The 17,279-nt window shown below is 59.5% G+C and carries 16 protein-coding genes; 9 read left to right on the top strand and 7 right to left on the bottom strand.

Going from position 1 to position 17,279, the window contains the following annotated elements; all coding sequences use genetic code 11:
- Positions 1-89: 89 nt before the first annotated feature.
- From ABVQ20_RS29860 to ABVQ20_RS29835, 6 genes are all read right to left on the bottom strand, one after another.
- Positions 90-1,715, bottom strand: coding sequence for a carbamoyltransferase C-terminal domain-containing protein (locus tag ABVQ20_RS29860; RefSeq protein WP_354463290.1), 1,626 nt, complete (start codon positions 1,713-1,715; stop codon positions 90-92).
- A gap of 183 nt (positions 1,716-1,898) precedes the next feature.
- Positions 1,899-2,156, bottom strand: a complete 258-nt coding sequence (locus tag ABVQ20_RS29855; RefSeq protein WP_354463289.1) for a hypothetical protein — start codon at positions 2,154-2,156, stop codon at positions 1,899-1,901.
- Positions 2,157-2,766: 610 nt separating this feature from the next.
- The gene (locus ABVQ20_RS29850) at positions 2,767-3,873 is read right to left on the bottom strand and encodes a hypothetical protein (RefSeq protein ID WP_354463288.1); all 1,107 of its coding nucleotides are present in this window, start codon (positions 3,871-3,873) and stop codon (positions 2,767-2,769) included.
- A 197-nt stretch (positions 3,874-4,070) separates the two neighbouring features.
- Positions 4,071-4,646 (bottom strand): Fic/DOC family protein, encoded by a 576-nt coding sequence (locus tag ABVQ20_RS29845; RefSeq protein ID WP_354463287.1) that lies wholly within the window; start codon positions 4,644-4,646, stop codon positions 4,071-4,073.
- Positions 4,646-4,855 (bottom strand): hypothetical protein, encoded by a 210-nt coding sequence (locus ABVQ20_RS29840; protein ID WP_354463286.1) that lies wholly within the window; start codon positions 4,853-4,855, stop codon positions 4,646-4,648. The genes ABVQ20_RS29845 and ABVQ20_RS29840 overlap by 1 nt, the downstream gene beginning before the upstream one ends.
- 32 nt (positions 4,856-4,887) lie before the next feature.
- The gene (locus ABVQ20_RS29835; protein WP_354463285.1) at positions 4,888-5,136 is read right to left on the bottom strand and encodes a DUF6290 family protein; all 249 of its coding nucleotides are present in this window, start codon (positions 5,134-5,136) and stop codon (positions 4,888-4,890) included.
- 39 nt (positions 5,137-5,175) lie between these two features.
- On the opposite strand from ABVQ20_RS29835, the gene ABVQ20_RS29830 reads away from it, so the two are divergent.
- The 7 genes from ABVQ20_RS29830 (at position 5,176) to ABVQ20_RS29800 (ending at position 14,608) form a co-directional block, all read left to right on the top strand.
- Complete coding sequence (locus ABVQ20_RS29830) at positions 5,176-5,454, top strand: multiubiquitin domain-containing protein (RefSeq protein WP_354463284.1); 279 nt, start codon at positions 5,176-5,178, stop codon at positions 5,452-5,454.
- 12 nt (positions 5,455-5,466) lie between these two features.
- Positions 5,467-5,856 carry an E2/UBC family protein gene (locus ABVQ20_RS29825; protein WP_354463283.1) on the top strand — a complete coding sequence of 130 codons (390 nt, stop codon included), beginning with the start codon at positions 5,467-5,469 and terminating at the stop codon, positions 5,854-5,856.
- Positions 5,853-7,238: a ThiF family adenylyltransferase gene (locus ABVQ20_RS29820; RefSeq protein ID WP_354463282.1), complete on the top strand. Its 1,386-nt coding sequence runs from the start codon at positions 5,853-5,855 to the stop codon at positions 7,236-7,238. The genes ABVQ20_RS29825 and ABVQ20_RS29820 overlap by 4 nt, the downstream gene beginning before the upstream one ends.
- A complete protein-coding gene (locus ABVQ20_RS29815; protein WP_354463281.1) occupies positions 7,184-7,570 on the top strand; it encodes a ubiquitination-like system serine protease family protein in 387 nt (128 codons plus the stop codon). Before ABVQ20_RS29820 ends, ABVQ20_RS29815 begins: the two co-directional genes overlap by 55 nt.
- Positions 7,567-8,460 (top strand): SDH family Clp fold serine proteinase, encoded by an 894-nt coding sequence (locus ABVQ20_RS29810; RefSeq protein ID WP_354463280.1) that lies wholly within the window; start codon positions 7,567-7,569, stop codon positions 8,458-8,460. Before ABVQ20_RS29815 ends, ABVQ20_RS29810 begins: the two co-directional genes overlap by 4 nt.
- A 191-nt stretch (positions 8,461-8,651) precedes the next feature.
- Positions 8,652-11,309 (top strand): PD-(D/E)XK nuclease family protein, encoded by a 2,658-nt coding sequence (locus tag ABVQ20_RS29805; RefSeq protein ID WP_354463279.1) that lies wholly within the window; start codon positions 8,652-8,654, stop codon positions 11,307-11,309.
- Positions 11,309-14,608, top strand: a complete 3,300-nt coding sequence (locus ABVQ20_RS29800) for a UvrD-helicase domain-containing protein (protein WP_354463278.1) — start codon at positions 11,309-11,311, stop codon at positions 14,606-14,608. Before ABVQ20_RS29805 ends, ABVQ20_RS29800 begins: the two co-directional genes overlap by 1 nt.
- 287 nt (positions 14,609-14,895) lie before the next feature.
- Here ABVQ20_RS29800 and ABVQ20_RS29795 read toward each other — a convergent pair whose 3' ends face one another.
- Positions 14,896-15,897 (bottom strand): hypothetical protein, encoded by a 1,002-nt coding sequence (locus ABVQ20_RS29795; RefSeq protein ID WP_354463277.1) that lies wholly within the window; start codon positions 15,895-15,897, stop codon positions 14,896-14,898.
- On the opposite strand from ABVQ20_RS29795, the gene ABVQ20_RS29790 reads away from it, so the two are divergent.
- Both ABVQ20_RS29790 and ABVQ20_RS29785 read left to right on the top strand, forming a co-directional pair.
- Positions 15,818-16,081 carry a DUF2958 domain-containing protein gene (locus tag ABVQ20_RS29790; RefSeq protein WP_435528456.1) on the top strand — a complete coding sequence of 88 codons (264 nt, stop codon included), beginning with the start codon at positions 15,818-15,820 and terminating at the stop codon, positions 16,079-16,081. The genes ABVQ20_RS29795 and ABVQ20_RS29790 overlap by 80 nt on opposite strands.
- Positions 16,082-16,148: 67 nt before the next feature.
- Positions 16,149-17,255, top strand: a complete 1,107-nt coding sequence (locus ABVQ20_RS29785) for a DUF3800 domain-containing protein (protein WP_354463276.1) — start codon at positions 16,149-16,151, stop codon at positions 17,253-17,255.
- Positions 17,256-17,279 lie beyond the last annotated feature (24 nt).

Genomic DNA, 17,279 nt, shown 5'->3' with positions numbered 1-17,279 from the left:
CCAAGGGAATGCTTGCGCACCTGGCGCCTCCTATGCGCTCCAGCAACTGGCGCAGCCGCGTCGAGCGAGCGCAAAAGGTGTGGGTTATTTTAAAGCATCGGCGGAGGGATACTTTCTCCTCCGCTAAGCGGTCTTTTTTGTCCCCTCGACGCTGTGAGCGGTGCCTCCTTGAGGAGATAAAAGGCATCGTTGATAACGAATCCGTCGAGACCCGCGGCCCGGGCATAGGCTAGCAAATCGCTTGCGCGATTGATGAAGCCGGTGCCATTGAAGTTCAGCGATGTGTTGCAAAGTACACCGGCCCCGCTTTTCGCCTTGAACGAGGTAAGCAATTGAAACAGGTGCGGGTTCTGCTCCCGCGAAACGGTCTGGGCCCGCGCTGTGCCGTCAACATGCGTGACAGCCTCCAGCCGGCTATCGAGAACCTTCTGGAAAAGAAGCATGTAGGGCGACGGGCGTGCTAAATCGAAGTGGACTCCGACGTCCTCTTCCAGGCAAACCGGCGCGATCGGGCGGAAACCCTCCCGCTTCTTGATGCGGTTTAGCCGCTCATGGGTTGCCTTTGAGAAAGGCGCGGCGAGAATTGACCGGTTGCCGAGCGCCCGTGGCCCGATTTCGCAATTCCCTTGTACCCAGCCGATCACCTTGTCGCTGAGCAACGCCGAGGCCACTTGGTCGTAGTCGAGTGGATGGACCTCGAGCCCGGTGCGGTCAATTTCGTCAAGTGTGAAGGGCTGGCCTGAATAGACGTTCCATTTGATCTTCGCATTGCCGGTGAAATGCCGCATCGCGTCGACGGCGGTCCCAATCGCTGAGCCCGTATCATTTGTGCAGGGCGGAATGAAAACATCGGAAAATAGGTTCGTTTCGACCCATCGGCGATTCCACTCGCAGTTCAATCCACACCCCCCAGATATCAGCAGCGGGTAGCCCTTTGTCAGGTTCTTCTTCGCAAAGGTGTGGAACGAATCGAAGATGGCGTCTGAAACGCGCTTGGCGAGGTTGGTGAACTTCTGATGGGTTACGCCAATGTTGTAGTAGGGAGAATTCCGCAGATCCTCCTTGGGCAAGGGGTACACATCGCTTGGAAGCAGGAAATCGATTAGCGCCTGCTCGTCCGAGTCAGGCGATCCGGTCTGCCCATAGGCGCAAAGCGCCATTACCTTGCCGGCGTCTTCGATACGCGTTGGTCCTTTGGGCAAGGTGAATCTCGGATCGGCGAGCGCATAAAGGAAAGCATATTTGTCACCAGGATTCGCCATCACTTTTCCCCGATGCACGACCTGCAGGCGCTCATCGATTTCATAGAAATCGCCGCACCATCCTTCCCAGATCAGCACGTAACAGGGCATCCCGGCGGGAAATGGCGACATACCGTAGGAGCCCCAGAGATGGGAGCGCTCGTGCGTCGAGGAATAGAAGTGCACTTTGCGGCCGAAAATGGTCCTCTCGCCGACAACGTCCGATCCCTGAGCTATTCCATAGTAGCCTACCGCGTCGTGGCCGAATCCCATCGTCTCCCATCCACCGACAGCAATCACATCCGGAATCGTGTCCAGGCGCCCAGCGGCTTCGAGGATAGTCGTCGGGTTAATAGTCGAATATCTGGGAAAGCTATCCTTCTCAGCCTCGTATGAATAGATGAGTTCGGCTGATGATGCATCCAGTACTGCAATCGTGCCATCATGGTGCGGTTTGAACGACATTATCATCATGTTTCTATTACTCCACTGGCGCAATATTTCTTGCCACAAAAATTCTCTATTTGCCACCATCGGCCCAGTCGAAAGTAAAACGGGCCGCGAAGCTTCTGCTGAAGAAAGTAGCGAGTCGAACTAACGACGATAATGTTCCTCATATTCGACACGCACTCTTTCGGATCGGCCTCCTGATCAATTTTAAAGTACCAATCGGCTTTCTGACGCATCAACGTTCGTAGCCATCCCTAAATAACTGCCGCTCTCGTTATTACCGCACGTGCAATCACTGGTAAATACTTGTGCAGATAAGCTTTTATTAAACTTTTGCAAAGCTTTCGTGTCATTTGGATGCTTCGCCTCTATTTGTTCACGGTTCCCTTGTCTCTTGCCTGGTGTCCGTCTTGCAGCGGCGCCCGCGCCGATGAGGTTGCAAAATTGACGGTCGGCAATCTCCAACCGCGCGCGTCCTCGTCATTGCGACCCCACGGCAAGGGCAACAAGGTCCGGATCTGCCCATTTGTGGCCACCGGCTGACCGCGACAAGAGCAATGCAGTCTTTCTCGGGCGGACCAAGGAGGTGGCAATCTTGGCCGTAATAAGCTCAATCAAAACATCTCCTTAAGGCCAGTCGGGAATTGATTGTCGTTGGGGTACATTGGTAACCTGTTGTCCGAAGGGCAATGGTAACCTCTTCGGGCGAAAGCGTAGGGATATCATCCACTTAGCAGTCCGGCCAACGACAGATAATTCTGGACTCTAGCCCCTACCGACGACAGATAATTCCGGACGCCATACCACACTGCCAATTATGCGACTATTGAAGTACACATCGTGAACAGAAAGTGGCGCCGGCCGTCGACACCGGAACAGAGGATTGACTTGGCGGGCGAGCCGATAGCCCTCTTTCAGGAAGGTAACGAACTTATCGGCAAGCGCGGCGTCCGCCACGGCGTGGCTGATGAACATGTCGGTCATGAGGCTGCCCGATCGCGGCCGGCAAGTTATCTGCGCCGAGCTCCCAAACGCAAGTGCAGCCAGCGTTCTGCTTCGCATTCGCGAAAGCCTTTCAGCTTTCGAGATTGGGTCCGATGCGATTGGCCTCCGCCCATTCGGCGAGTTCGTTGCTAAGGAAGAGACGCACATACTCGCGTTCTTCGTCTTTTCCGGTGGCGCGTACAAAAGTTAGCAAGATTCCGTCGTTCCGGACGTGGCGGTCCACAGTAAATGGATGGGGCTGGAGCCGATCCCGCGCCCACTCCTTCATGTTTTCGATATGGGTATGGGCGAAGAAAAAGCAGGCGGCCGACATGGCCCATCTCAGCTTTTGCATTCGCCTTCCGGCTTCGACGATGTACCTAACTGCCTTCGCGGCCTCCCTGCGCTCCAGCAACCCTATGGTCGCCTCCATGGCCCTTTCTTCGTCGTCGCAGCCGTCGAACGAAAGAAGCCACTGCTCGTAACGCCTGACCTCGGTCAGAAACTTACAGCTCGCGCCCACCAAGGCGTCACCGCGAATGCTGCCGAAGTAGCTGTCCCTTGCCAGTTTCTTCGGGAGCCGGGGGTTGAACTCGGCAGCCTCGTTGTCGACCATTTCCGTCAGGACGTACTCACCGCCGGCCTTACGGACCTGTCGCAGGGCTGTGTGTATCGTCGGCGCGTCCCTCCGGAAGTCATGGAAGATGCCATCGATCTCGGCTGCGATCGGCTTCAGGGCCTCTAGCTCCCGCAGCATGCTGGGAACGTGCGCCAGGCGCGACATCAGGAAGTCTTCCTGATGTCGCCGCTCGTCGTCCTGCTTCTTTTTTGAGAACGCGGCATGTCTGACTTCCGCCGAAGCGCAATCATGTCCAATCACGGCGATGCACTGGCGGTTGAAGATGAAGACGAAAGAGCCTTCGAGGAATTTCTCCCGCCGCTGGCACATCGGGCAGGGAATATAGTCGCCTTCGGGCCGCTTCTTTCGATCAACCGCGAACGTGTGGATGACTTCGAACGGTTCATTCTTGTTCAGGCGACCCCAGTAGAGTCCGGGGAATGTCTCGGGCTGGTAGGTCTGCTTGACGTGTTCTATGAACTCGTCCCGCAGGTGATAAGGAGCCTCGCGGTATGTCGCGTGACCTGTAAACTCTTCAGGAAACGTGTACTCAGTTACATTGCGAGCGGTTGCTTCCATGGTGGGGTTCTCGTCCCTGTTGTTGCCATCGACTCCTCCCTGGCAGGTTGCGACTCATGCGAGTCTTCCCGCCAATATAAGAGATTCACGGTTGTGAACGGAGTCCCAAAACACGTTTCCTGACAGTGACGATGGAGCTTGGGGATTAATGGCGCTTCTTGATTGGAGCTGCTGGCGCAGTCCGCATCAAAGCAGCTTTAGCGCAGCAGGCTTCTGAGCTCGGCACGGAGCAGGATGAGTTCTCGCGCGTAGCTCGCAATCATCGCCGGCATGAACGTCCTGCGTTTGACGCGTGAAAAATCGAGAGGGAATCCCGACTCATCGCCGAGCATTGCCATGAACGCCAGTTGCGATCGACCGTTGCCTTCGCGGAACGGGTGGATTGCATTAAGCTCACCCAGGAACTGGGCGGCCTCGGAGATGAAATGCTCGGAATCTGTCGCGCTCATCGCCGCCGGGAGCGTGGCGAAAAGCTTCGTCATTTCGCTGTCGATATACTCGGGATAGCAGAATGGATTGCCGCCTTTTGCTGTGCGCACGGTGCGGTACTTGCCAGCCCAGCTATACACGTCCTGAAACAGGTGGTGGTGCGTGCGCCGGTAGTGAGCAGCATCGAACTTACCTCTCGGCAGCGGTTCGCGAGCACGCAGCGCGGTCATCTCAAGCTCGAACGCTTCGAGTAGCGAAGCATCCCGCAGACCGAGCTTGTTCTTGAGTGTGGTGGTGCCCTTGTAGGAATAAGGGTCGTCGAAAGCGTCGTAGCCGACAGCCATCACCCACGCGACTTGGCGCTCAGGTAGGCGCGTATGACCTCGGAGCGTTGATCGTCAGGTGAAAGCTTGCGCTTTTTCATGTCGGCGAGCCGCTTCCGGCTGGCCGCGTCAAGGCTGATCCCCTCAACGGCCGTTATAGCGGCGAAGGTGCGATGTCCGAGCACGTGACCAGAATCGTTCGGCTTGAGGCTCTTGCTTGTTTTTTTCATCCGTCCTCTGTGTCGCGGGTGCGCCAGGAAGCTTACCGGTCGAGCAGCTTTCGCGCCTGAGAAATGCGATCCCTCAATCCCGCCTGAAACCCGGGATCTCGCCTACGGGTCTCGATATGGGTCGAGATTGCGGCCCGAATGATGTCAGACACCGGCAAGTTCTCGACGGTCGCGACCATTTCAAGAGCCTGAGCCTGCTCTTCGGACAGGCGAACAGTCATCGCTTTAGCTTGTTTCATGGCGCTGTTGTGCACCAACATTACCCTCTTGTCAACTGTCATGGTATCGTGGTATCACGGTATCACGTAACGGAGGTGTCAATGAGCGACAATCACGACGATCATGGCAAGGAGCATCCCGACCGGCCGAAGGCCTTCGAGATCAAGATCGACCGCACGACCTACAAGGTCCAGGAGCCAGCCCTCACCGGCGCGCAGCTGAGGACATTGCCCGAGCCTGATATCGGTCCCGACCGCGACTTGTTTGAAGTCGTCCCAGGCGGCTCCGACCAGAAAATCGATGACGCCACCAAGGTGGAGATGCGCAATGGCCTGCGCTTCTTCACCGCGCCGGCCCAGATCAACCCTGGCCGCGATTGAGGAGGAGGGAACATGTTGCCGCCGGTCGATAAAGAGTATTTGCAGGCGCGGGCGCCTGGACATTCTGTCTCGCTCGATGGCGGCACGATCGCGATCGTCATACCGTCTTTCCAATTGCCGAAGGGCTTCACGGCAACGACCGCCGATCTCCTGCTTCGGCTCGCCGCTGGCTACCCGGATGTTCACCCGGACATGTGGTGGTTCGCGCCGGCCGTCGTGCGGACAGACGGTCAGGCCATCGTCGCTACAGAGTCACAGGAAGACTATCTTGGGCGCAGGTGGCAGCGGTGGTCCCGTCACCTTAACCCGGGCCAGTGGCGATCGGGCATCGATTCGCTGGAAAGCTACGTGGCGCTCGTCCGCATGGAGCTTGAAGCAGCCGGAAGGGTGCGCGCCGCATGACAATCACGCTCATCCTTCCTGGTCCGCTTGCTGACGAAATCATCGCCGCCACGCGCAATCCGCTTGAATGCGCCGGTGTGCTGCTCGCTCGACGCGTCGATATCGGCCCGGACGTGCGCCTGCTGGTGAGGACCATGCATTGGGTGCCGCAAACCGCGTACAACGAGCAGAGCCCGCATCACATGTTGATCCGCTCGGAAGGCTATGTCGGCGCCCTCGGGGCGGCGGAAGCCGACGGCGCTGTTCCAATCTGGTTTCACACTCATCCCGGCGAAGTTGGTGTGCCGCTGCCAAGCGAGCACGATCGGCAGGTCGACCACGACATTCGTGATCTCTTCCAGCTGCGCAGCGGCTCCGGTATGTATGCTACGCTCATCGCGTCGCCCCGCGGCGAAAGTCTCGTCTTTAGCGGCGAACTGACGCCGGAAGGCGGTAGCACGTTGCCGATCGATCGGATTTGGATCGTGAGCGACCGCTGGCGGCTAATCCAGAACTTCGGCTACAACCTGTCTGCCCCCGATGCAATCTTCGATCGCAATGTACTTGCTTTCGGGCCAAATATTCAAAGCGTGCTCGGCGAGTTGCATGTGGCGATCGTCGGTGCCGGCGGCACCGGATCTGCGATTGCGGAACAGTTGGTGCGGCTGGGCGTGCGTCATTTTCTTTTGCTGGACAACGATGTACTGTCGTCCAGCAATGTGACGCGCGTCTACGGCTCTACCCCATCCCACGTCGGACTTTCGAAGATCGAGGTGCTGCGTGCACACCTGATGCGTATCGCGCCGGACCTCGACTGTTCGACCGTTCAGGGAATGGTGACCGTCAAATCAGTCGCCGGGACGCTGCGAGGAGTCGATCTCGTTTTCGGGTGTACCGACGACAACGCTGGACGGCTAGTGCTGTCGCGTCTGACGACCTATTTCTTGACGCCCGTCATTGACGTCGGCGTTCTCCTGAGCAGTGACGGCAGCGGGACATTAACAGGCATTGACGGCCGCATCACAACGCTGGCGCCGGGGGCCGGTTGCCTTGTATGCCGCAACCGGGTCGACATGGCCCGCGCCGCGGCAGAGATGCAAACGCCGGAAGAACGCCAGCGCCTGGCGGACGAGGGGTATGCACCAGCCTTGGGTCAAGTCGAGCCGGCGGTGGTGGCTTTTACCACGGCCGTCGCGGCAGCCGCGGTCAACGAGTTGCTGGATCGCCTGATCGGTTACGGCCCGCCCGATCGTCCGACAGAAACCCTGCTAAGGCTGCACGAGCGCGAGATTTCCACCAATCGCGCTTTTCCTCGCGATGGGCATTACTGCGACCCTGTACAGGGTAAATGGGGCACGGGCGACGAGGAGCCATTCCTCGGCCAGTTGTGGGGCCGAGAATGAAGATTTCCTGGTGGCAATGGATTCCGTTTTGGCGTTGGCGCGTCGTCGGTCAGACATTCTCTGCGGACGAGGTGCCCGATCGCCTTCCGCGGAATGCTGTTGCACTCGTCGGCGATTTAGCCCGTACCAAATGGATCGTCTTCGATTGCCCCTGCAGAAGCGGCCATCGCATTATGCTCAATGCTGATCCCGCGCGCCGGCCGCACTGGGAGGTAACCCAGATCACGCGCCTGACGATCTCTCCAAGCGTGGACTTCCGCGGTAATCATCGCAGGTGCCACTATTTTATCCGCAGCGGCCGCGTAGAATGGGCAAAGGATAGTGACCGATGAATGAAAGCAACCAAACGGAAGAGCAAGTGCAGCCGGTCGCGATCCCTCCGCGTGCGATCGAGAAGACACCGATGTTCACGGCGATGAACGCGGCGCGCTATCAGCGCCAGACGCTCATCAGGGAGATCGAAAGCACCGAGCCCACGCTTCTGTGCTACATTGCCGGCAACAAGGCGCTCGTGGACCGCCTCGACACGCTAGGATTTGTTGACATGCTCCACAACGTCACCCCAGGCGAGCCGATAGACCTTATGCTGCACACCCCGGGCGGTGACGTTGACGCCGCCGAAAAGCTGATTGGGCTGGTTCGCAGTGCCGCCGGTGCGGAAGGTCAGCTCCGGGTCATCATTCCCGACTACGCCAAGAGCGCTGGCACGCTGATGGCGTTGGGCGCGAATATAATTGTGATGAGTGAGTCATCGGAACTTGGCCCGATCGATCCGCAAGTTTCGTCGAAGGATGGCAATGGATCGGACGTGATCTATTCGGTGCTGACCTACCTGAACGCATACGAATTTGCTGGAAAGTCGTTGCGCGAAGCCCCGGACGATCTTGCCGCCAGAATCACGTTCGAAAAATTCGATCCGACGATCGTGCGGAAATTCCAATCCGTAAGGGACCGGGCTAAGTCGCTGGCCGAGAAATTGCTCAGGCGCCAGGGCAAGAATTTTTCGAAGATCACCAGTGAATTGATGGACATCAACAAATACCCTTCTCACGGCCAGATGGTCGGATGGGAAACGGCGAAGGAGATGGACCTCACGATCGAGTACATGTCCTTAAACGACCCGGTGTGGCGTAGATATTGGGCCCTGTACTGCCACCTGAGATTGGCCATTGAACCCGAACAGCGTATATTCGAATCGAACTATGTCTCTTTGATTATGTGATGGTCGCAAAATTCGCCCTGTTCGGCAGTCATGGCGAATCGAGCATGGTACTTGCGGGGCGAGGCGTCCGGCGCCAACATGTGGGCGACTGCGAGTGGCCAACGCCTGTTGCCATGAGATATTTGCAGAACTGCGCTCCGTGATCGATCTTCTCGGTTTTGTTTTTTCCTATCGGACTAGCCGCATATAAGATGCTTTCCGCCAAAATGAACCGTCACACCGTCATAGTCGAGGGCACCCTTCCCTTTCGCATGCAACGCATAGCGGCGGCGCGTGCGGGGAACCACGGTCGCGATATCGCAACGCTCCCGCTAGTCGCAGCCCGCCTCGCTGGCGGGTTCAGCCGGCCCGCGGACCGCGCGATCCTTGTCCCAGTCGTTGCTCAAGCTCTCGCCGAGCTTGCCTTTGAAGAGCTGGAACCGGTCAAGACACGACCGGGCATGGCGCGTGCCGTGATCGCGACTCTGGCACGAGTATGGGCCGCAGACATTCGATTTGACGATCCGCGTTACGCGAGCGCCCGTCTGAGCGACCTGGGGCGCATCGAAACCTATCTGCGCAGCCATCTGCCGATGGGCGCGCTGCTGCCCCGGGATCTTCGCGACCGAGCGATCGCGGGCGCAGGACGTGCCCGCGCTACCGTTGGCGACTTGCATTTCCACAGGCTGATCTCGATCGACCCGCTTTGGCGGCCGCTCATCGCGGCCCTGGCTGCGGTCGTCCAAACCACATGGGATGCGCCCGGCACACGCGACCGGAGCTGGTTTCCCGGCACGATTCTGCCCACCGCCATGCGGCCTCCCCAAGATCTAATCTGCGACGTTTGCGCCGATCCTCGAGCAGAGGTCGTCGAGGCACTTCGCTGGGCTCGCGAGCTGTTGAGCGACGGGACAACACAGGCCTCCGACATCGCCATTACGAGCGCCGATCTCGGCACGTGGGATGACCACATGCTGGTCCTCGCCGCGGACGCTGATCTCCCGATCCATTTTGCCAGCGGCGTTTCGGCACTGAGCACCCGTGCCGGTCAGGCCTGTGCGGCGTTGGCAGACGCGATGATCAATGGCCTGTCGCAAGATCGTGTGCGCCGTCTGTCGCTGCTCTCCCCCTACCTGTCCGAGGCACTTCCGGCCGACTGGATGAAAGGCATCCCGACCGAAGCCGGTCTGTTTGAACCGGAACATTGGGCCCGTAGCCTCGAGTCACTTTCGCGTTCCGATAGTTCATCCATCGCGGCGACCCTCATGCCGGTGTTGCGTGACCTGGAGGTCGGACCGAAAGCGTCGGTCAAACTTGGAGAGACGCTCCTGCGAGGCAAGAGTCTCGGACTCTGGCAAGAAGCGCTTCGCCTGGGGCCGTCAGCTGCGATGGGAATGACCTTGGCGTCGATGCGTATCGCCGACGAAAGCGATCCCGCCAACAACATCGTCTGGGCTAGGGCGACCGAGCTCGTTGGTGCACCGCGCCAGCACATGCGCCTGCTTGGTCTCTCGAGCAGAAGCTGGCCGCGCCGCGATAGCGCAGACCCGCTCCTGCCCGATCACGTGCTCAGCGAGCATGACTTGGTGGACCTTCCCGGGCTCGAACGCGACCGCCTGGCCTTCGAGATTCTCGTAAGTCACCCTGGCTCAAGCGTCATGCTATCGCGGAGCAGACGCTCAGCCGACGGCGCGTTTCTAGCCAGGAGCGCGTTGCTGCAACGGAAGGTCACTGAGCGTCCGCGTCCCCGGACCAGGGCGCCGGAACACGCATTCAGCGAGGTGGATCGCCTACTTGCTCGTCCTGATGATGCGCTCGCCTTGCCGCGTATCCTGAGCGTCATATCCTGTTGGACGGACTGGACACGCAGGCTGGAGCCCACGCCCCATGATGGCGGGTATAGGAAAGACCACCCAGCCGTTGTCCGCGCGCTGAACATGCCGCAATCGGCGACTTCCGTGCGGCGCCTGCTGCGCGACCCGCTCGGCTTTGTCTGGCTGCGAGCATTGGCAATGACCGCTCCCGAACTTGCCGTTGAACCGTTGCAGTTCGATCCCGTTACGTTCGGCGACCTGGTGCATGAGTTGCTGCGGCTAGCAATCGAGCGCATCGAACCCACCCCCAGCCTTGTCGGGGCAACGCCAGAAGAAATCGAAAATGCCCTTGGCGCGGCGGCACGCGACATCGCCGAGCGTTGGCCGCTGACCCAGGCGGTGCCTCCGAGATTGTTGTGGCTCGATACCATCGACGAGGCACGACGGCGCGCCCGCCGCGGCCTGACGATCGACGAACGCTTCGGCCCGGGGACCCGCAGCTTCAGCGAGATCCCCTTCGGCAATCCGCAATCGCCGGCGGAGCGTTCCGATCCCTGGGACGAACGCCAGGAGGTCGTGATCGGTCAGTCCGGCATCCGTCTGAAGGGCCGTATCGACCGCGTCGATGTGAAGCCCGACCGCCTCGGCGTGCGAATGTCTGACTACAAGACCGGCACGACGCCGCGCAACGTGCGTGACGTGATTCTGGACGGCGGCGCCGAAGTTCAGCGCGCGCTCTACGCCATCACGATCAAGCAACTCATCCCGGAGGCAAGCACCATCATCGCTCGGCTCATATACCTCGACACGACGGTGCCTGCAGCAGGCCTTGATGGTGACACTCTCGAGCGAGCGGAGGGAACACTGCTGCGCTTCATCGACATCGCGGTCGAAGGGCTCAGGAATGGCGTCGCTTATCCCGGACCAGACGCCTTTGCAGGCTATAACGACCTCAGAATCGCGCTGCCGGCAGCGCTCGACCGCTATCAACGTCGCAAGCAGGAAAGCTTCAACGCCGCTCAGCAAAGGCTCGCTCCACTTTGGGCGGAGCCGTGATGCTGAGTGATGCCGTCGAACGCAATCGTGTTCTCACCGAACTCGACAAGTCCTTGCTGGTCGAAGCGGCCGCGGGCACGGGCAAGACATCTCTGATTGCGGGCCGCGTCGTCATGCTGATGCTGAACGGTGCACCACCTCGCAGCATCGCAGCGATTACGTTCACCGAATTGGCCGCCAGTGAGTTGTCGCTGCGCATTCGCGAATATGCAAGGCAACTGCTGGCGGGCGATATCCCGAAGGTCCTGCGCGGCGCTGTCAATGTTGAGCTGCTCGATGACAAAAGGGCTGTCCTCCGCTCGGCGATCGATGCCTTCGACGAAATGACCGCATGCACGATTCACGCGTTTTGCCAGCAGATCATCATGGCCTACGCCGTCGAAACGGGGCTCGACCCCGGATCACAGATGATGGATGCGCCCACCGCCGATGCGATGTTTGAGGGCGTCATCTCGGGCTGGCTGTTCGACCGCCTCTCCCACGGAACCCACGAAGATGAGGATCCAGTCGCTGTCCTGTCCAAGCTCGAGCCGCTCAAGGTCGTCAAGGATAGCTTCGATCTTGCCAAGCTCAAGCTGCCGCACCCCGGCGCCGGTACCGTCCCGGTCGACCTCTCGCTGCGCAAGGACATCGACTTTGTCGAAAGCGTGCGTGCCTTTCGGCGTTGGCAAGCGAACTATCCCAAGGAGCGCAGCACCGGATCATTGATCCAGGAGTTCGAGACCGTCGCCGAATTCTACGAGAACTGCTTCGAGACAGAGCCGAGCTTCTCCCGACTATGGAAGCTCGCGGACCCGCCGCACACGGCGTCGATGAAATGGAACGAGTTTACTTTCACCGAGCCGCGCAATCTTGGTCGATGGAAATCGGCCTATGGAAAAACCGATGGGCCAGCACTCTCCCAGCAGGCCGACGAGCATTTTCGCACCTGTGTGACACAATTTGCCGAGCTGCTCGGCCAGATCGGCGATGCCATGGTTGGCCAGATGTCACGCGCCCTCGATCCGGTCACGGAACTCTACACCAAACGCAAGGAAAACGCCGCGGTGCTCGATTTTGATGATTTGCTGCAGCGCGCGCATGCCCTTGTCACCACCAATGATATCGTTCGGACCACGGTAGGCGAACGTTTCAAGCATATCCTCGTCGACGAATTTCAGGACACCGACCCGATCCAGGCCGGTATCCTGTTTTCGATCTCGGCCCGCAGCATGCCCGACCGTTGGCAGGAAGCGGACCTTCGTGATGGGGCGCTGTTTGTCGTCGGCGATCCCAAGCAATCCATATACGCGTTCCGCGGCGCCGATATCGATAGCTACAATCAGGCCAAGCAGGCTATCGCCCGTCTCGGCGATGACCGAATCATCCGTATCGGTGCCAACTTCCGTTGCCAGCCAGGCATCATCGACTATGTGAATAGCGTGTTCCAGCCAGTTCTCGATGCAGACGGACAGCCAAGCTACGGCGCACTCACCACCACCCGCGAGGGAGCATTGCATGGACTCGCCTGCGCGTCCCACGTGGCCGTAGGTGACGGCAAAAAGGCGAAAATGGCCCAGCAGCGGGATGACGAGGCGGCCGTCGTTGCAGAAATTTGCTCAAAGCTCATCGGCGCTATCGAGATCGAAGACGAGCACACCGGAGAGCGCCGGACTCTAGAGGCGGGGGACATCGCACTCCTGGCTCCGACCGGTACCGAGCTCTGGCGCTACGAACGCGCGCTGGAATCACTCGGGCTCGCCGTTGCGTCGCAGGCCGGCAAGACGCTCTTCCTGCAGCAGGAAACCCAGGACGTCCTGGCGCTCTTGCGTGCGCTGGCGGATTCGCGCGATCGGCTTGCGTTCGGTGCTTTCATGCGCGGACCGATGGTCGGCCTCGCGGACGAAGAGTTACTCGACATCGCCGAAGACGTCCATCAAGCCGGAGCCGAAGCCTCTCCCACCGGCCTGTTCGACATCACAACGCCACCGGCCCTGGTATCGCATCGCGTCGGGCGCTCCGTCTTGGAGACGTTGCAAAAGCTTCGCTCGCGCGTGAACGTCACAACACCTCGAGTACTTTTGGCCGAGGCAATCGAGCAGCTTCAGTTGCGTGTCGCGCTTTCGGCGCGCAGCGGGAACAATCGAGCCGCGCGCTCGCTTGCCAATCTTGATCGGATTGTTGAACTCGCACGTGCGTTTGACGTCCGAGGGCTAAGGGCCTTCGTTCGCCATCTCCAACTTGACTGGGATCGCCGCGCCTCGCGCCAGGAAGGACGGATTGATGCATCGAGAGATGCGATCGAGATCGTGACCATTCACAGTGCGAAGGGTCTCGAATGGCCGGTGGTGATCCCGATCAACATGGGGACACAGGCGAGGCCACCCGAGCGATTTGTGCATCGCCATTCCGACAACACGCTACACTGGGTCATCGGGGGCGTTTCGTCCTCTGCGCTTACGCTTGCTCGCGACGAGCAGGCGCGGCGCCAGGCGCTGGAAAATCAGCGCATGTGGTATGTTGCGTGCACGCGCGCCCGAGACCTGTTGATCGTTCCCTATCTTTCCTCGGCAGGGACGGCTGCGTGGTCAAAACTGATCAATCTCAGATTCGACCTCCTCGGGGAGCTGAAATTCAATGCGCTCGAGCCACGACCGATCACCCGTCCCGAGGCCGTGGTGGTTCCACAGGACGCCGAGACATTTGCCCGGCAGGCCGCAATCGTCCGGGCCGCGACGCCGGCGCTGCGCTGGATGAACCCCAGCGTTCATGACGCCGATCGAGCGGAGATCCTCACCCCCGCCATGGCTGTCGAGCCGGGCGGCACATTCGAATATGTAGAGCCGATCGGCGCCGGCAGGATTCGGGGGCTGATCCTCCATAAGCTCATGGAAGAGCTTTTGACCGGAGAACTCTCGCCTCAGGACGATCTTACCGTTCGGGCCGAGCGCCTTCGCGACGAGCTTCTTGCCATGGAGCCCACAGAGGAGCTCCCGATTCCGAGCGAACTCGCGGCGACGGCGCTGCAGACGTACCGACTCCCCTATGTACAGCGTCTCCTGCCTGTCCTCGTACCGGAGCTGTCCGTCTGGGCTGAGTTGGCCCCCGACAATCTTCTCGCTGGCCGCGTCGATGCGATCGCTATCGAGGACGGTAACGTCCTTGAGGTCTTGGACTGGAAAAGTGATCGCGACACGGACCTACACCGGGCTGCGTATGTTCAGCAGTTGCAGCGATACCTGCGGGCAACCTCGGCGCCGCGCGGTACGATCGTATACATGACCACGGGAGAAATCGTGCCGATCCTGCCCTCAGATTGACTCGCACCGCCCCAAATGGGGGCCGGAGCGCTCCGTTGCGGTCAGAGCCAAACCGGATTCGTTGCATTATTGCCCGGCACAACTCAGGATTCTGAGCTGATGAATTAGGCCCACGGCGCAAAAGACCTAGACTAGTTTGGGGTAGACGGAGCAGCTAATAGAGGGCGTGCCGGAACAGCGCGACCGACGGAGGGTCATTGATGGGGATGATCCATCTGCTGCTCGATGACATCACGGCAAGAACGGCTGACTGAAAACCGTGCCCGCCCGAGAACGGCACGATGAGCCTACCCTTGGTCACCAATGGGCCCATACGCCGTCTCAATGACACCTCTAAGGGTCGGCGACATGTCGTCGTCGTCGAAATTCGTGGTCAATTTGAGGGCGGTGACGATCTCGTCGGCGCCGATGTCTTGCTGCTCAATGACAGCAACTGCATTCCGGGCAAATGAGAACAACGCTCCGGCGCGGACGTGGATTTCGGCCGAATCCGCAAGGTAGCGGTTGAGATTTAGGTCAAGAATCATTGTCGGGCCGCGCCCAGCCCGTGCTGATGTTACGTCTATCAGGCGAGCCCGCTGAACCTGCACCTTTGCAACCAGGGTTGCGAGCACTTGGCGCTCCGAAGGAAGCGCGTACTCGGTCATCTCCTTGATGGCATCTAGGGCGTCCAGCGGCAACGCCGGCAAATCAGGGGGCCGTGCTGCAGTAGGGAGTGCACCGCCGACACATTTGTCGATTAAGTCCGTCAGGAGGTGGGCGCATTCCTCCGCATATTCGCTGACTGCGCTTAACGCCAAAGGAAGGATAGAGCGCGCCGCTGCCCGCTTGCTTTCGCGGCTTTCGTGTTCGAACTCCCAGTCCTGGCGCATCTGGCGATTGATCGCCGCCACGCCCCAGCCGGCACCTGCTAGCGCGAGCATCGCAGCGATGAATGTCTGGTAGGTATCGAACCACCCGAACTCAAACTGATCCTTGTGGGCGCACAAGAAGGTCGGCAAAACTACTTCGCAGTCCTGGGTCGCGTAGTGCGCGAGAAAGCTGAACCCGAAAAAGCACGCCGTCAGGACAACCGGCATCGCCGCGATCAGGTCATACACCGGCCTATGGCCTCGTTTCATGCGCACCCCCAGCCTTCCAGGTCCGAATTCGATCTTGATGACCGGGTTTTGCGACGCTTCGCAGGAGAGCGAAACCCCCGTATAAGAAATTTCTTGTTCTGCCGAAATCGACTTCGAGCCGATCGCCAAACTCTTCACACCCGACGCCGGCGCGACCTGGCTCCTCACCGAGCTTGATCCAGACGATCCCGATATCGCCTGCGGCCTTTGCGACCTCGGCATGGGATCTCCCGAGCTCGGATATGTCTATCTCTCGGAGCTTCCTCTTGTCCGCGAAAAGCTGTTGCCGATCGCTTCAACGTCAGCGAAAGGACCATCTCGAGACTCGAATCGCCGCGCGTGTCCTCGATAGGCATGGCGGCCCAGTACCAGATGCGTCGAAACCTCGCCGCGAGTAGCCTGTTGAAAGAACGCGATTGATGACCGACGTGAATGACCTCAGGGATCCAATGATCGCGCTCCACGGGCTTGAGAAGGTCGACCACGCGTACACGATCTACTACGACGAGACTAACAACATCCGTCGCCTGCACGTTCGCGCCGATGGCCTCAACGAACGGGATCCGAAATGCTTCGTCGTCGCTGGCGTCGCCCATAAGGGCCCGACCCGGCCCATCCCGATCGAGACTTTGCGGTCCGCACTTAAAATCCAGGCCAGTGCCAAGGAAATCAAGCTGAAGCACATCGCTTCAGGCAGCTTCCTGGACGTTCTTGCCACTCCTAAACTCACGGCGTTCCTCGACTGGCTCTCCAACGAGGAGCTATATGCGCACTTTTCCATTCTCGATCCGCTCTATTGGTCCACTGTCGATATCGTCGACTCGATTCTTGCCGAGTCCGGCGAAGTTGCGCTGTATCCGTTGAACCGGCCCCTCAAGAACGACCTTTATGCGATCCTGCGGCATGATTACGATCATGTTGTCGACGTGTTTCAGCGATACACCTATCCGGACGTCGGATCAGCCAGGCGCCGAGAGTTCATAGCCGAAATCCAGGACTTGCTCGTGCAACGCGGGAGCCTGCTTCCCGCCGCCAACCGCAACATGTTGCACGGCCTTTTGCAGATCGCGGCCGACCTCGATGCCCTGCCCTTTCTGGAGGACGAGACGGCGAACGTCTTGATCGAGACCTTCGGGCCATTCTACCTTGAGCGTGTGTCGATGCTGAAGAATGCCAGCCACATCTTCGATGCCGAGGAGGGTATCCAAGCCTATCTCGATAGCCTGCGGCTGATGGATGGGAACAGGCCGTTATCGAACTATCGTTTCGCAACATCCCACGATGAGACAGGTATCCAGCTCTCGGACGTCTTGGCCGGGGTCATAGGCAAGTTCTTCACCTATATCTGCCTCACGGGCAACAACGATCTGATCCGAGATCGCCACAACCTCTCGGCACAGCAAAAACGGGCGCTCCAGCTCCTCGCGGCACTTCTCGACCGATCAGTGACCGAGAACAGCGTCTTCGCGCATTATGTTATCAGTGACCGCGACCGCGAGGCCGCGGCGTTTTTCCTCGATCAGTAAGGCCGGAAAGTTCCCCCAGCCACT

It is taken from the genome of Mesorhizobium shangrilense (assembly GCF_040537815.1).
Taxonomy (GTDB): domain Bacteria; phylum Pseudomonadota; class Alphaproteobacteria; order Rhizobiales; family Rhizobiaceae; genus Mesorhizobium; species Mesorhizobium shangrilense.
The sequence above is the reverse complement of the archived record's forward strand: the minus strand, read 5'-3'. Positions and strand labels throughout refer to the sequence as shown.